This window comes from Roseburia sp. 1XD42-34 (assembly GCF_009917385.1).
Taxonomy (GTDB): domain Bacteria; phylum Bacillota; class Bacilli; order Bacillales; family Amphibacillaceae; genus Virgibacillus.
Genome location: NZ_QWLJ01000059.1, coordinates 1 through 13,560 on the forward strand (window position 1 = coordinate 1; position 13,560 = coordinate 13,560).

The window sequence follows — 13,560 nt, forward strand, 5'->3', positions numbered from 1 at the left end:
ACCAAACAAATCGGCTATTCAAGCAATCGAGGTTACAAGGAAAAGGTGTTGGAGAAAAGATTGGGTATTAGAATTTGGCATTAAAGGACTGTTTGACCATATCCGACATGATTATCTCATGGAAATGGTGAAACGACATACCAATCAAGACTGGGTCATCCTATATATACAAAGGTGGCTAACGACACCTTTTCAAACAGAAGACGGAACACTAACAGAGCGAACATTTGGCACTCAGCAAGGAGGGGTCATCAGTCCAGTTCTGGCAAACCTGTTCCTTCATTATACCTTTGATGATTTTATGACAAAGGAATTTCCAACTATTCCGTGGGCAAGATATGCAGATGATGGTATAGCGCATTGTGCTTCACTGAAGCAAGCGAAATACCTTCAGCGAAGACTGGAAGAAAGGTTCAAAGTATTGGGACTAGAGCTGAACTTGGAGAAAACGAAAATGGTCTATTGTAAAGATGAAGATAGACAGTTAGATTATTCTCATATTTCGTTTGATTTTTTAGGATATACGTTTCGACCAAGACATGCAAGGAACAGATATGGAAAGTTCTTCACGAACTTCTTACCAGCCATTTCTGATAAGGCAAAGAAAGCAATCCGAAAAGAGGTAAGAAGATGGCGATTACAGCTCAAAGTGGACAAAACACTAGAGGATATTTCCAACATGTTTAATAAGAAAATCCAAGGATGGATTAATTATTATGGGCATTTCTATAAATCAGAGATGTACAGTGTATTACGATATATCAATAGCTGCTTGGTAAAATGGGTTCGTCGAAAATACAAGAAGAGGAAAAATCGAAGAAGAGCAGAACATTGGTTAGGAGCTATTGCACAACGAGAACGCGAGTTATTTGCGCATTGGAAATATGGAATACGACCGGCGATGAATAATGGGAGCCGTATGATCTGAGAGGTTCACGTACGGTTCTGAGAGGGACTAAGGGGGAGGTTCCCTTGGTCTACTTACTCAGTCATCCACTGTAAGACAGAGGAAGAGGCAAAGAGAATTCACAAATGTCTAGATGAAAGAATGAGGGAATGTAAGCTTGAACTACATCCAGACAGAACGAAAATTGTGTACTGTAAGGATGTAGACAGAAAAGAAGAGTATGAAAATATCTCATTTGATTTTCTAGGTTATACGTTCAGACCGCGACTGTCTAAGAATAGATGGGGAAAACATTTTGTGAATTTTACCCCTGCCATTAGTAATAAATCGAAGAAATCAATTCGGCAGAAAGTCAGAAGCTGGAAACTGCAATTGAAAGCAGAAAAAAAGATATCACAGACCTTTCCAATATGTTTAATCCCATAATTCAAGGATGGATTAATTACTATGGTAAATTCTACAAATCGGAAATGTACTCTGCTCCTGGGCAAAAGTATAGAGGAAGCTTTAAAGGGAAAAGTGTATTGAATGGTGGGCTCACTAGGCAGAAAGGAAGCAACAGGTAAGGGAGTTTATTTTACATTTCGATACATGATGAACGATTTTATGAAGGACCAGTATAAGTGGTTGAAAGAACGTAATAATATTTTTGCAAAAACTGCTCTAGCTAATTATGATAAACCTTTAAGGATAGCTATACAGGGATTTGGAAATGTAGGTTCAGTTGCTCTTGAGGCGCATAAATGCAATCATATAAATAATAAATTAGTAGCAGTTAGCGATCGAAATATTACCCTATATAACTCTTATGGTTTGGATATTTCCAGTTTGGTTAAATTTGTAAATGAGCATAATAAAGATTTACCAATTAGTGAAGCACAATTAAAAGATGCAGAGATTAAAGCTGAGCTGCTTCACCGTGATGAATTATTATCATTAGATGTGGACGTACTCTTTCTCGCTGCCATGGGTAGACAAGTGCATAAAGATAATATGTAGGAAATAAAAGCACCAATTATTGTAGAAGGTGCAAATGAACCTATTACAGGTGAATCAAATGCTTATTTAAGTGAAAAGGGAAATGTAATAATTCCAGACATCCAAGCGAATGCCGGTGGAGTGATCGTATCCTACTTTGAATTGTTACAGAGAGAAACAAAATTCTATTCCGAGGAGGAAGTATTTAAGCGCCTTTATGATAAAATGAGGCATACTTTTGACACTGTTTTTTCGCAGTAGTTTGGAGATGCTTTTCCGTTAAGAAAGAATTGCTATATTCATTCTGTTATGCGGATATCAACCATATTATTTAGGCAGGGCAAGCTATATTGAGTGAAAAATGAATGCATATAGTTATTTTAAGACTTGAGGATCGTTCAAAACCACACACAGGACAGTTCCGGTTATAGCGAATTGTCCATTTTTAATTAATATTGATCTTATCAATAAGCTCACTAATTTGATTATTGTCACCAAGGTTTACGCTGATTAACTTAGTTTTAATAATTTCTGTGTAGAATTTTTCTCCTGCAGGGTTCTTGCCATCCCAAACGTAAAGGAACGTTATATACATTAACGGTTCCATCCCCATTACTACTGTAGGTTATGGAACCATCTACTAAGCGACTACCTGCAAGTTTCTGGATAGTTGACGCTTGTTTCATCGTCAGGGTTAAGTGGTGTACCAGTTGGAATATGTCGAACATACAATTCATCTCCATCCTTTATTTCTCCAAGCTGAAGCCAAACTCGAGCGTATTCCATTTCTCGGTAGAATGATTGGATAATTCATTCTCTTCTCTACTTTCAGGCTCGCCTGTTGAGTCAGTGCCATTATTAGACTGGTTAGTAGTTGCGCTTCCTGCTGTTCCAGTTGATTCCGCTTCATCTTCTGCTTCGTTGTCTAGATCGTTCTTTTATGTCTGTTTCGTTTCTTTCTCAGATGCTAAACTAGTGTCATTATCAGAGGAATCTGTTTCTGATTTTTCCTTATCATCACTTACACATCCCATGAGCAATAGAACGAGCAATAGTATAACAACGTTATAACAAAAAAACTTTGTTCGTTTTTTCATTGAATCATTCCTTTCCTTCAATTACAACGTATTATATTGAAAAGTATGTTATGTAAACATTAAAAGTACAGGGACCTAGTTTCTAAGATATCATACGTGCCTGCTTTACTATGAACACAAACTCTTTTTACTACCAAGGGAAAGCCTACTAGTTATCCCCACCACATAACTAATACAAACATGGACCAACAAGAAATAAAAAAACCAGTAATAAAAATAGACCATGCATATCTAGAAGAAATAGTTTTATTTATTACTTTCTTTTTAGCTGCAACGTAGACAAATAGCAAGGAGACTAAAAACATACTAATACTGGTTATTGTGGAAGCTATTAAATAATGTATAGGGTAAATAGCAGTGTACACTTTTTCATTTAAAAAATATGCTAATCCTTGACCGTATAAGCCTAATAGAATACCAATAAAAAAAGTAGCGAAGATAAAAAAGTGAACCATTATTTTTTGTTTTTGCCTTCTACCCAATTTGTTCTTTACCTCCCAACCAAGATATCTATTTAAATAAAATAATGCGATTAATTACGTAATTTTCAAGGGACTAATTACCATATATTGTAACCTAAACCTGTAATGTTTTAAATAGTCAATGTTTTATAATTTTGATTTGATATTTACTGTACGTGAGCCAATCTAGTCAGTTTATTTTATATTCTAGATGCTTCTTACTTCTTTCATTGGTAGTTATAATTTTTCAAATACCCATAGTTATCCTACTAAATAAATATACTAATAATAATTATCAAGTGATTTTAATTGCATATACTTCATTATTATTATTTACCGCCCCATTGGTATTCAATATAACGCCTATTACACTATTTATCTTTGTTGTTGGTATAGCTCTTAGTATAATACTAATGGGGCCAACAATAAATGCATTAGTTTCTTCTCCATGCTGAATAAACAATTTATATTAGTGATTGGCAGGAATAGTTCAATTAGACCTTTTATAAAAATTGCAGCCTTTAACATTATGGAATCTATGGTGCTAATCAAATTGGAAACATTACGAATTTGCGATCCATACTGTCCATCGATCCTTTTCAATGATTTTTTCAGAGTCCTGAGGCAGTTTAATTTGGATGAAATTTATTAATTCATTTAATTGCTCTTCGTTTAACCAATGCAATATTGAACGGCCTCTTCTTGAACTCAAATCCTCTTTTAGGGATTGAGCATCATTATAAATACTTCTTATCTCCCATAATTTATATGAAGATATTTTCTTAAAACCAGCATCAGCTAGAGACCTTTTAACTGTAGTGTTTGAAAACCTTCTATTTACTTCTTCTTGGGCAAGAAATGGAAACTTTTCAAAAAAATACCCTCTAATGTGCGTTGGGGTTCCTTCTAACAGACAATCTTCAGGAGTTCGATCCTGAATAATGAACACCCCACTCTCACTGTTTAGTATCCGTTTAACTTCTATAAAGTTATTTTTCAAAGATTGGAGATGGTGAATTAAGGCTCTCTCTAACACAATATCAAATTCTCCATCTTTTAAAGAAGTTAAATTCTCGGCGTCTCCGAGTAAATATTTAATTTTATCATCATTATTCCTTGATCGGGCAGCCTCTAACATACGGCTTGAAGAATCGATCCCGGTTACGGAAAGAGGGCCATGCTGAGCTATCTTTTTTGTATAGATACCACCGCCACAGCCAATGTCAGCCACTCTTTTCATCTTTAAATTAATCTTCTCAAGAATAAAATTGGTCCACGTTTTGTTAACCCCCCTCTCCGCATACGTGTATTTATTATTGAGATTACTGAAATCATGTGCCATATAATTAACCTAACCCTCCAATTGATTTACGAACAATGAGAACAGCCCTATTTTTTGACTTTTCCCTCTTCGTTTTCTTTAGTTTTATTTTTGTATTTTCTGAATTTAATCATTGTATCCAGTCCTTCGAAAGTACATAAGACGTTTGAAAAATTGCTTTTAAAGTCACCCCACCCATTGTCTGTATTACGTGAATCTAAGAGCCATTCCATACCTCTTTCAATTGTTTTATCTGTACGAAAATCATCCAAAAGTTCACTCGCCAACATCAACGCTCTTATACTATCACAAGTATGGTCCATGTTTTCATTATCATAATGACCTTCTGTGCTCTGCCTTAACGAGATAATCTATAGCCTTTATGGAAGCTTGTCTCCCTTTATCTCCGTAGCCAACAGTTTTTTGCAAAAGGTGAGCTGTCACACAAACTGGAGTCTCCTACATTTCTTTATACTCTCAATAATCTCCAACAGATTGCTTAGATAATAAATATTCCACCCCCTTAATCCAAGGTTCTTCTGCCATATCCTTAACTTCCTGTGGCACTCCTTGAAGCATTCTTACAAATAATAACGTCCCCACATTTACACTGATTGCATCATATAACCCCCATTCTTTGTCATACCAAGTACCATTGGGCTTTTGTTGACTAATTAACCACTTTTGACCTTTGTAAATAGCATCATCAAAACAGGGAATTGTTTCCTTTTAATCATTATTTGCTCTTACAAGTATTTGAACGGCAAAAGCTGTACATCTAATCTGGCTTTTCTTGTCTAGACTATAGTTATCCCAACCTCCATCTTCGTTTTACTCGTCAACTAATTTATGAAATTAATCCACGAAATTTTCTGTATCATGATTTTGGATAATTATCCTGTAAGAGTGATTAACTTCCATATCTAATCTCCCATTTGTGGATACCCATTCCTTCTTTTACATACTATATAAACCTCATACTTTTCTTCAAATAGTTGGGATGCCTGATCCTTGTTGACAACCTCTTGCCATTTTAACCAATTACTCCGCATATCATTTCTATCCACCTAATGTCAGTGTATATTATCAACTATCTTATTTGCAAATAAATTTGAAAATTTTTACATGATTTTTATTTAGCCATCACACGCCTTGTTAATAGTTCCCGCTACAATAGAAAATCTTGGCTTGTCGCCTTGTGTTTATAGTGAAAGCGAACGCTTTCGGCACGAAAGACTTATCTATAAACACTTTTCCTAATAGTCAATAGTCGGTGGAACGTTTCGCGCTATTACTACGAGACTTTCTTATAGTATAAAAAACGAGTGAGCATCTGCCCACTCCCCTTATTATTTGCTCCGTAATAGTAGATAAATAAAATATGGCGCTCCAATAATTGCGACGACAATCCCTGTTGGAATGCCTTCTGGCTGCAATATATTTCTGCCAATTGTATCAGCTACTAATAATAACCAAGCACCAATCAGGATAGTGATTGGCAGGAATAGCTGATGTCGGGGCCCAACGAGCCTTTTTGCGATATGTGGCGCCATCAACCCGATAAACGTAATGCCACCGGTGACAGAGACGGTAGCGGCTGCTAAGGCAACGGCTACCATCAATAAAATGACTCGTTCTTTTTCCACCCGCATGCCAAGTCCAATTCCAACCGGCTCACTCATCCCAAAAATGTTTAACTGGTGTGATTTCATGTATGTATATGGAAATAAAACCAAAATCCAGGGAAGCAACGCTATGATAAATGGCCAATCTGTTCCCCATATATTCCCCGCTAGCCAGTTTGCAATGAAATCGACCTTTTCGCTTTTGGCACCGGACGTTAGTATTACCATTAAACCAGATAACGCCATAGAAAATCCAATCCCAACAAGAACAAGATGTACAGACTTTGCACCGGTTTTTCTTTGATAGGAAAATAAATAGATCAACATGGCAGTAACCAAAGCGCCGATAAAAGCGACAACTGGTAACATATACACAAATCTCTCAACTTCTATCGGCATGAATAGAAAGAAGGCAGCAACTGCCGCACCCGCCCCCGAGTTAATTCCAATGATTCCCGGATCTGCCAGATCATTTCGTGTTAACGCTTGTAAAATGGATCCTGAAATTGCTAGCGCCATTCCTGCTAATACAATAATAATAAGTCGTGGCAAGCGAATTGAGAAAAACACGAAATCTTCTTTAAAGGTTCCATCTCCTAGGATAGTTGGGATTAAGCGATTAATGGACACGGAAGCTGGTCCGACACTAATTGCTATAATGGAAGTGATGAAAATGAGTACTCCTAAAATAAGAATAATGATACGTTGTTTTCGTATTAAGTAGGATGGGATCATTGTAATGCTCCTCCTCCTTTTCGCACGAGAAATAGAAAGAAAGGGAGTCCGAGAACAGCAACAATCGAAACCACAGGTGTCTCCATTGGCGCATGAATTGTTCGCCCAACTAAATCTGCTAGCAGCATAAAGATGGCTCCAGCAAAAATAGATATAGGAATGATTTGACGATAATCAACACCGACTATTGCTCGTACCATATGTGGAATCATTAAGCCGATAAATGCCATATTACCAACTAAAGCAACAGCAGCAGCAGTTAATATAACCACAACGAAAAATAATAGCCAGCGTATGCGCTTCGTCTCTTGTCCCAAACCAATAGCTACTTCTTCATTTAAGCTGAGAATGGTTACTTGGCGTGATAGAATTAATGCACATAGCAAGCCTACTAAAATAAATGGAACAATAATGGCTAGTTGCTGCCATGTCGTGCCAATTGCACCGCCAGCAGTCCAAAGGGAAATGTTTTTCGAGAGTTTAAAATATAAGCCAACACCATCTGCCACTGCTTGTAGAAAGATAGAGATTGCAGCACCAGCTAATACTAATTTGACAGGGGTAAAACCACCTTTTTGAATAGAACCGATACCAAAGACAAGACCAGCTCCAAAAGCAGCTCCAATAAAACATGCAATCATAATACCGAACGTATCCACTTTTGGCAAAAGTGCTAGCGCAAATGCTAACGCAGCATTTGCACCAGACGTTAAACCTAGTAATCCAGGATCAGCTAAAGGATTACGTGTCATTCCTTGCATAATTGCGCCTGAGACAGCAAGGGCAGCACCGACAAACATAACTGCAACTTCTCTTGGCAGGCGAATATCTCGAATAGTAGAATAACTTTCTGAATGACCCTGTTGGAAAAACGCATGAAAAACATCGCTAAAACTAGTCTCTTTTGCTCCCATTTTTGTAGCTATAAGGAACGTCAAGAAGCATAGAATAATGGTGATAACTAATTTAATTGTGAAAGCTGAATGATTGATTTCTTTCTCCACCTTCTTCACCTGGTTACTTACCTAAAAATTTTTCCTTGAAAAACTCCAACTGATATTCAAGTGTTGATGCATCATTGAAGTAAAATTTTTTTCCATCGATGACAAATACGTTGTCATTTTGAACAGCCGGAATGCTTTGGAAAGTATCGGACTCTAGGTAAGAGGTATCTTTTGCGCCAGATTGGTCACTAACAATTAAATAATCACCTGCAAAGTCTGGAATCACTTCTTCTGATATGGCATAATACCCATCTTTTAAAGCATGCTTTTCAACTGATTGTGGCATTTTTAGTCCCATGGCCTGATAGAGGATTTCTGTACCTCGTCCCCAGTTATCGCCAAATACATACCATTGTTTATCAAACTTTTCGACAACGGATACCGTAGCATCTTCACCAATTTTATCTTTAATTTGTTTACCTGCTTCCTTGGCTTCTCGTTCAAAGTTCTCTACCCATTTGCGGGCTTCTTCTTCCTTATTAACAAGCTTTCCAATTTCAATATGTTGCTGTAGATAATCGTCTTTACCGTAAGTAAATGTAACGGTAGGTGCAATTTCTTTTAATTTATCTATGTTTTTGGCGGAGGAAAGACCAATGATTAAATCTGGCTCTAATTCAATGATCTGTTCCAAGTTGTCATCTGAAACGTTTGCCGCATCTTTTAATTCTTCAAAACGAGGATTATCCTTCGCCCATGAATCAGCGCCAACAATATTGCCACCGAGCTTGATTAAGTTCCCAGCAAATTGACTAAGAACAACAACACGTTGGGGATCTGCAGGCACTTCTACAGGGCCATTTTCGGATTCATAAGTAATCGTATCTTTTTCATTTTCCGACGCCGCTTTTTCTTGTTTCTTATCTTCATTGGTATTACAAGCACTTAGTAAAAGAATGATAATACTAAATAACAGAATGAATCGTTTTTTCATAGCTGTGCTTCTCCTTTTGCTTAATTAAATCGTAGGTAATACATATTGGCTTGCCTGTGCGAGGATCTGTGGCAATTTCTCCATCAATCTCATATACATTTCGTAGCATATCTTTTGTAAGTACTTCATGCGGACTTCCTGATTGAATAATTTTCCCGGAACGCATGGCTAGTAAATAATCACTAAATCTGGCTGCTTGATTGATGTCATGCAAGACCATGACAATAGTCCGTCCTTCTTCCTTATTAAGTTGCTCCAGTAATTGTAGAACATCTAGTTGATGTGCCATATCCAAATAGGTTGTTGGTTCATCCAGCAGAATGATATCTGTCTCTTGTGCTAAAGACATCGCTATCCATACACGTTGTCTCTGACCGCCGGATAACTCATCGACTGTTCTATGTTTAAACTCTAATACAGAGGTTACTTCCATTGCCCAATGAATCACATCGATATCTGCTTTCTTTAGTCGTCCTAGACCGTTTTGATGTGGAAAACGTCCATAAGATATTAATTCACCGACTGTTAAACCACTTGCACTATCCGGTGTTTGTGGGAGAATGGCCATTTTTTTGGCGACATCCTTTGTCTTCATGGTGGCAATCTGCGATCCATCTAAAAGCACGGAGCCTTCTTCGTAGGGGATGATTCTTGTTATCGCTTTTAATAAAGTCGATTTTCCGCAACCATTACTGCCAATAATCGAAGTAATCTGTTTATCTGGAATTTCAACAGATAAATTCCGTACAATTGGCTTTTTTCCATAGCCAACGCTTAAGTCATTTGCAGTTAAACGATACATGCATATACCTCCTTGCTGAGTATGACGATATGAAAATCGTTGTTGATCGCCTAATGACAGATGTTGTTTGTTACATTATTTTAAAATAGGAACAGTGATTTCTATTTTGTTTATAATTGATAATGATTATCATTACCAAATGATATACGCTTTTCCCTTGCTTGTCAATTACTTCTAGTAAAATAAAAGCATAAAAAATTGGTTGAATGTTAGTTATCTTTAATTACTTCAGGAATTCGACTACTATAAAATTTCTATTCTGTACTCAAAGTAATGACTGCTGGAACGGAGTTTATCTGTTACATTCGCGTTTAGAAAAAGGTTGCAACATTTTTGCAATTATTGTACGATGAATGAAACTGATAATCATTTTCAATTGTGAGGGGGTATTTAAATGATTCCTATCTCTGATTCAGACGTGTATGATGTAACAATTATTGGGGGAGGCCCGGCAGGATTATTCTCAGCGTTTTACAGCGGGCTTCGTGAAATGAAAACAAAAATCATTGAGTACCACCCTTTTCTAGGTGGTAAAGTGAACGTTTATCCAGAAAAAATTGTCTGGGACATAGGCGCTATGCCTCCACTTCCAGGACAACAAGTCGTTGAAAACTTGGTACAGCAAGGGCTCACTTTTGATCCTGAGGTAGTGCTGAATGAGGAAGTTATATGTATTGACAAAAATGAAGCAGGTCTCTTTATGGTGAAAGCAGCCTCGGGAACCATACATTATTCCAAGACAATCATTGTTGCAGTGGGTGGTGGTATTTTAAATCCGAAACGTTTACCACTCCCTAATGCAATAGATTTTGAAGATACAAACCTCCATTATTCTGTAAAGAACTTAAAGCAATTTAAAAATAAGCGTGTATTGATTTCTGGTGGTGGTAATTCTGCAACGGATTGGGCGAAAGAATTATCAGGTATTGCCAAAGGAGTATATATTGCCTGTCGGAGTGATTTTTCGTGTCACGAATCTCAAATTACATACCTAAAAAATAATTCCGTTGTTTGCTTTACCCAAACCCAAATTACGGAATTAGTAGCAAATGATGCTGGCGATTGTATTGAGAAAGTAGCACTTACAAATCGGGAGTCCGGAGTTGTGCAATATATACCAATCGATGACGTCATTGTAAACCATGGTTATGATAGAGACAAATCGCTACTCGAAAATAGCCCGCTTGACATTCAAATAAGTGACAACTATTTCATATCTGGATCGAGCAGTAGCGAAAGCTCTATTCCTGGTTTATTTGCTGCTGGGGATATTTTATATCATGACGGAAAGTTGCATCTTATTGCTGGTGCTTTTCAAGATGCAGCAAATGCAGTGAATCAAGCTATGCTTTATCTTGAACCTGAAGCAACGAAAACGGCAATGGTATCCTCCCATAATCAAAAACTCTACAAGCGAAACGAAAAAATCGTAGCGGATCTGTTGAAGGAATAGACGAGGTTAGAGTATTGCCCTTAAAGGTGATCTAAGCATCTTATTACTAGTGATGTCTTGCTTTAATTTAGTAAATGGGTTAGATCGTGTAAGAAGCAGCTTCTGTTTTCATCATTATGAAATGGGAGCTGTTTTTTCAGCGCTTATCAAGTTGCTTCCTCAGACGTTCATTATTCATTAAACTATTAATAGTTTTACCTCTTCATTAATAAATAAAAGCAGATTTGAAATAATAAATGGTTAATAGAAAGAGATAAACAGATGCAAACTATAGAGAATCAAAAAACTAAAATGATGATGTTAACGCTTATCTGATCTTTAGTGGAACACAAATTTGTGATGGAGCAGCTTTTACGGCAATTGAAACATTTGTCTCAGCCTAATTGAAGTGTTAAATTTTCCTTAAACGTGAATATGCATGATCCAGATTTTTGCTTGTTTCTCATTATATGATAGACTTATTCTGTAACAATAAAATATAGATCACTAGGGGAGCTCTAGCTGAGAAGAGGAAACTCTGACCCTTTGAACCTGATGCAGTTAAAACTGACGTAGGGAAGTGAATTCTATGGATGCTACTTTCTGTCAAAAAGATCACTTGTCTATAAGTGATCTTTTTTTGAAAGATAAGAAAGTAGAAAATGAGGTGCTTGTGGATAATGAAATAACCGAATAAGCTACGTTCGGCGCATGAGCTCAGCAACGATGCGACTTTAGAAATGCGCCCTACGATAAGGCCTCATCGGTTCGTCCCTAAGAGGAAAGGGCGATTAATAATGGGCTGACCGCCCAGACGGTGGCATACCCCTGTTTTAGTGGCATGATTCCTTTATCCCGTAAAAAGGCGTTGTAGGCTCCCACTTCAAGGATGGAAGATGTGAACTAACAAGAGAATCGGGTGGTAACAGCACCTAAATCCCCAATTCGTTTAGAAGTTTTTAAGTCATACCACTACGGCACTAGCAATCAGTGAGGATGAAAAGGAACTCCCTCTGATGGAAGATTTGTTTTATAAAAATTTTAATATTAAGAAGTTGTCTTTGAGTATGGATCTAAAAGAACAAGTTGTATTGGTTACAGGAGCAAGTAGAGGGCTTGGAGCCGCAATTGCAAAAGCTTTTAGGAAAACTGGTGCAAAAGTAGTAGTCAACTACTTTATGAACAAGGAGAAAGCTGAGGAAGTGGTTGAGCAAATTGGCAATGCACGAGCGCTTGCTATTCAGGCAGATGTTCGTAATCTAGAAGAAGTAAATGCTTTGTTTGTAAAAGCGAGAAATTATTTTAAAAAGCCCATTACGACGATTGTGAATAATGCACTAATTGATTTTACATTTAATGGAGAGTTACGTAATAAGTTAGATTCTATAAAGTGGAATGAGTTTCAAACGCAATTTGAAGGAAGTGTAAAGGCTGCATTCCACACATTGCAAGCAGGAAGAGCAGATATGGTGGGGCAGAACTTTGGTCGTATCATAAATATTGGAACGAATCTTGTACAAAATCCAGTTCCTATCACGATTATAATACTGGTAAAGCTGCTTTACTTGGTTTTACTCGATCCATGGCTAAAGAGCTAGGTCCAAATGGCATTGCTGTAAATATGGTATCTGGTGGTTTGTTAAGCAAAACAGATGCAAGTGCTAAAACTCCGGATGCGGTTTTTAAGCTGATTAAAGAAGAAACGCCGCTACAAAAAGTGACTACGCCCCGAAGATGTTGCCGATGTGGTTCTGTTTTTTGCCTCTCCTTTGAGTCGAGCTGTAACAGGACAAAACCTAGTGGTTGATGGTGGCTTAGTTATGGATTAAAAAATCTCTACTTCATGGGAGATATTTAGACATTATGAATTGGTCTTTATGTTAAATTTATCTATATGAGTATGATGTAGATGAATGTGATAAGAATACTGCTATTATTATACATAACCCAAGTAAAACAAGCTCCAAACTATCGGAGCTTGTTTCTGCTAGGATTTGAAACTAATACAGAGAGCCAAGCAAGTAAATAGATCTAAAAATTGATTAGGTGAATAATATTTGGTGAATTTTAAATAATATAACTATTTAACTGAATTAATTCATATTTATGTAGAAGTACTTATCTTAGGAAAATTTGCTGCTTTATAAAACAAAACTGAGATTTCTATATGTTTAACAGAAATTCCGAAAAAGACCTGCGGTAAAATGTCAAGAGAAAAATAATTAAATATTTGATTATCAAGGGACAATTTATCTAAAAAAGGC

General features: G+C 36.9%; 12 protein-coding genes, 3 pseudogenes and 1 riboswitch. Of the genes and pseudogenes, 6 read left to right on the forward strand and 9 right to left on the reverse strand.

The window, feature by feature from the left end:
* The 3 genes and pseudogenes from D1839_RS19095 to D1839_RS20570 all read left to right on the forward strand — a co-directional run.
* Positions 1 to 928 (forward strand): reverse transcriptase domain-containing protein (locus tag D1839_RS19095; RefSeq protein WP_120381385.1); only part of this gene is annotated, 928 nt, incomplete at its 5' end.
* Positions 929 to 1,266: 338 nt separating this feature from the next.
* Positions 1,267 to 1,473, forward strand: a complete 207-nt coding sequence (locus D1839_RS21500) for a group II intron maturase-specific domain-containing protein (RefSeq protein WP_442970636.1) — start codon at positions 1,267 to 1,269, stop codon at positions 1,471 to 1,473.
* Positions 1,436 to 2,146 (forward strand): annotated as a pseudogene (locus tag D1839_RS20570) (hypothetical protein). Before D1839_RS21500 ends, D1839_RS20570 begins: the two are co-directional and overlap by 38 nt.
* A 184-nt stretch (positions 2,147 to 2,330) precedes the next feature.
* On the opposite strand, the gene D1839_RS20580 reads toward D1839_RS20570, so the two are convergent.
* From D1839_RS20580 to D1839_RS19145, 9 genes are all read right to left on the reverse strand, one after another.
* A complete protein-coding gene (locus tag D1839_RS20580; RefSeq protein WP_199690427.1) occupies positions 2,331 to 2,492 on the reverse strand; it encodes a hypothetical protein in 162 nt (53 codons plus the stop codon).
* 331 nt (positions 2,493 to 2,823) lie between these two features.
* Positions 2,824 to 2,982: a hypothetical protein gene (locus D1839_RS20585; RefSeq protein WP_158589705.1), complete on the reverse strand. Its 159-nt coding sequence runs from the start codon at positions 2,980 to 2,982 to the stop codon at positions 2,824 to 2,826.
* 152 nt (positions 2,983 to 3,134) lie between these two features.
* Entirely contained in the window at positions 3,135 to 3,464 is a 330-nt protein-coding gene (locus tag D1839_RS19115; RefSeq protein WP_120381386.1) for a hypothetical protein, read from the reverse strand.
* A gap of 541 nt (positions 3,465 to 4,005) precedes the next feature.
* Entirely contained in the window at positions 4,006 to 4,785 is a 780-nt protein-coding gene (locus tag D1839_RS19120; RefSeq protein WP_120381387.1) for a class I SAM-dependent methyltransferase, read from the reverse strand.
* 47 nt (positions 4,786 to 4,832) lie between these two features.
* Positions 4,833 to 5,051: a hypothetical protein gene (locus D1839_RS19125; protein WP_120381388.1), complete on the reverse strand. Its 219-nt coding sequence runs from the start codon at positions 5,049 to 5,051 to the stop codon at positions 4,833 to 4,835.
* A gap of 1,062 nt (positions 5,052 to 6,113) precedes the next feature.
* Entirely contained in the window at positions 6,114 to 7,124 is a 1,011-nt protein-coding gene (locus D1839_RS19130; protein ID WP_120381389.1) for a FecCD family ABC transporter permease, read from the reverse strand.
* Entirely contained in the window at positions 7,121 to 8,137 is a 1,017-nt protein-coding gene (locus D1839_RS19135) for a FecCD family ABC transporter permease (protein ID WP_120381390.1), read from the reverse strand. Before D1839_RS19135 ends, D1839_RS19130 begins: the two co-directional genes overlap by 4 nt.
* 4 nt (positions 8,138 to 8,141) lie before the next feature.
* Positions 8,142 to 9,062 carry an iron-hydroxamate ABC transporter substrate-binding protein gene (locus D1839_RS19140; protein ID WP_120381391.1) on the reverse strand — a complete coding sequence of 307 codons (921 nt, stop codon included), beginning with the start codon at positions 9,060 to 9,062 and terminating at the stop codon, positions 8,142 to 8,144.
* Positions 9,034 to 9,864 (reverse strand): ABC transporter ATP-binding protein, encoded by an 831-nt coding sequence (locus tag D1839_RS19145; RefSeq protein ID WP_120381392.1) that lies wholly within the window; start codon positions 9,862 to 9,864, stop codon positions 9,034 to 9,036. The genes D1839_RS19140 and D1839_RS19145 overlap by 29 nt, the downstream gene beginning before the upstream one ends.
* Positions 9,865 to 10,258: 394 nt before the next feature.
* Between D1839_RS19145 and D1839_RS19150 the strand changes: the two genes are divergently transcribed.
* The 3 genes and pseudogenes from D1839_RS19150 to D1839_RS21230 form a co-directional block, all read left to right on the forward strand.
* The gene (locus D1839_RS19150; RefSeq protein ID WP_199690429.1) at positions 10,259 to 11,317 is read left to right on the forward strand and encodes an NAD(P)/FAD-dependent oxidoreductase; all 1,059 of its coding nucleotides are present in this window, start codon (positions 10,259 to 10,261) and stop codon (positions 11,315 to 11,317) included.
* 478 nt (positions 11,318 to 11,795) lie between these two features.
* Positions 11,796 to 11,892: riboswitch (TPP riboswitch) on the forward strand.
* 471 nt (positions 11,893 to 12,363) lie between these two features.
* A pseudogene (locus D1839_RS19155) lies at positions 12,364 to 12,984 on the forward strand (SDR family oxidoreductase); the annotation flags it as partial.
* Between the two features lie 48 nt (positions 12,985 to 13,032).
* Positions 13,033 to 13,125 (forward strand): annotated as a pseudogene (locus D1839_RS21230) (SDR family oxidoreductase); the annotation flags it as partial.
* Positions 13,126 to 13,560: the final 435 nt, after the last annotated feature.

Excerpts from the sequence above, each read along its gene's own strand:
- D1839_RS19140 (WP_120381391.1), bottom strand. The coding sequence starts at position 9,062 with ATGAAAAAACGATTCATTCTGTTATTTAGTATTATCATTCTTTTACTA.
- D1839_RS19145 (WP_120381392.1), bottom strand. The coding sequence starts at position 9,864 with ATGTATCGTTTAACTGCAAATGACTTAAGCGTTGGCTATGGAAAAAAG.
- D1839_RS19150 (WP_199690429.1), top strand. The coding sequence starts at position 10,259 with ATGATTCCTATCTCTGATTCAGACGTGTATGATGTAACAATTATTGGG.
- D1839_RS20580 (WP_199690427.1), bottom strand. The coding sequence starts at position 2,492 with ATGGAACCGTTAATGTATATAACGTTCCTTTACGTTTGGGATGGCAAG.
- D1839_RS19130 (WP_120381389.1), bottom strand. The coding sequence starts at position 7,124 with ATGATCCCATCCTACTTAATACGAAAACAACGTATCATTATTCTTATT.
- D1839_RS20585 (WP_158589705.1), bottom strand. The coding sequence starts at position 2,982 with ATGAAAAAACGAACAAAGTTTTTTTGTTATAACGTTGTTATACTATTG.
- D1839_RS19120 (WP_120381387.1), bottom strand. The coding sequence starts at position 4,785 with ATGGCACATGATTTCAGTAATCTCAATAATAAATACACGTATGCGGAG.